Source organism: Vibrio sp. 2130-1, assembly GCF_033339515.1.
In genome coordinates this window covers 1-970 of the sequence record NZ_JAWOUT010000101.1, presented here as the reverse complement: position 1 = coordinate 970, position 970 = coordinate 1, and the positions used below count along the sequence as shown (strand labels likewise).

Sequence of the window (970 nt, the reverse complement as noted above, 5' to 3'; positions counted from 1 at the left end):
GTGAAAACGTCGTCACCGCCAGCATCGACGTCGCGAGAATATTCAATATGTTATTCAGCAGCTCATTACTGACATTGATGGTGGGAGGCAGGGTAATGAATTTATTTAAAACAATAGAGATCAGGGCGGTTACAACAGCAAGTAAGGCGAAAAGTGATGTACGAACCCACAGTTTGCGTGTCATTTGTTTAAGCAGCCACTGCCATTTGGAGCCGGTCATTCTCATGTGCCTCTTATCTTTAGTGAGAAAGTCGATAGGAAATTCAAAACGTTATTCTTTGTTTAAGCATAGGTGAAATTTCCGGTTTCTCTTTGTGCTTGATGGGCTTCGTGATCAAGGTACAGGTATCCGAACCATTGGATAGTTTTGAAAACTATTGGGCATATTTAGAAGTTAACGAGCGTTAAAATCAGAAAGTCATGCTGCTTCAAAGAATGGCGTTCGTAAGATGTGAATCAGCCTATATTCCGTTACCTTAATTGGTACACACATTAAAAAGCACTTTTACGAACGAGGTAGAAAATGATTGTAATCACAGGTGCAAGTAGCGGCTTAGGGGCGGAGTTGGCCAAGCTTTATGATGCGGAAGGGAAAGCCACTTATCTGACTGGCCGAAGTGAGAGTAAGCTCTCTACAGTCACAAACTGCTTATCGAACAATGTTGGCTATCGAGCTTGTGATCTCGCATCCCATCAAGAAGTGGAACAATTGTTTGAACAATTAGATTCTATTCCGAGCACGGTGGTTCACAGTGCAGGCAGTGGGTACTTTGGGTTGTTACAAGAGCAAGATCCAGAGCAGATTCAAACCTTAATAGAGAATAATCTCAGCTCAGCGATTAACGTGCTTCGTGAGTTGGTTAAGCGATACAAGGATCAGCCTGTTAATGTAGTGATGATCATGTCTACTGCGGCTCAGCAGCCCAAAGCTCAAGAATCCACATACTGCGCTGTGAAATGGGCAGTCAAA

At 43.1% G+C, this 970-nt stretch carries 2 protein-coding genes; one reads left to right on the top strand and one right to left on the bottom strand.

Annotated features, from left to right (window positions below; genetic code table 11):
- Positions 1 to 220: DUF2254 family protein (locus R7Q09_RS24490; RefSeq protein ID WP_318143737.1), on the bottom strand; the 220-nt coding region annotated here is incomplete at its 3' end.
- 303 nt (positions 221 to 523) lie between these two features.
- Between R7Q09_RS24490 and R7Q09_RS24485 the strand changes: the two genes are divergently transcribed.
- On the top strand, positions 524 to 970 hold a 447-nt coding region (locus R7Q09_RS24485), incomplete at its 3' end, for an SDR family NAD(P)-dependent oxidoreductase (RefSeq protein ID WP_318143736.1).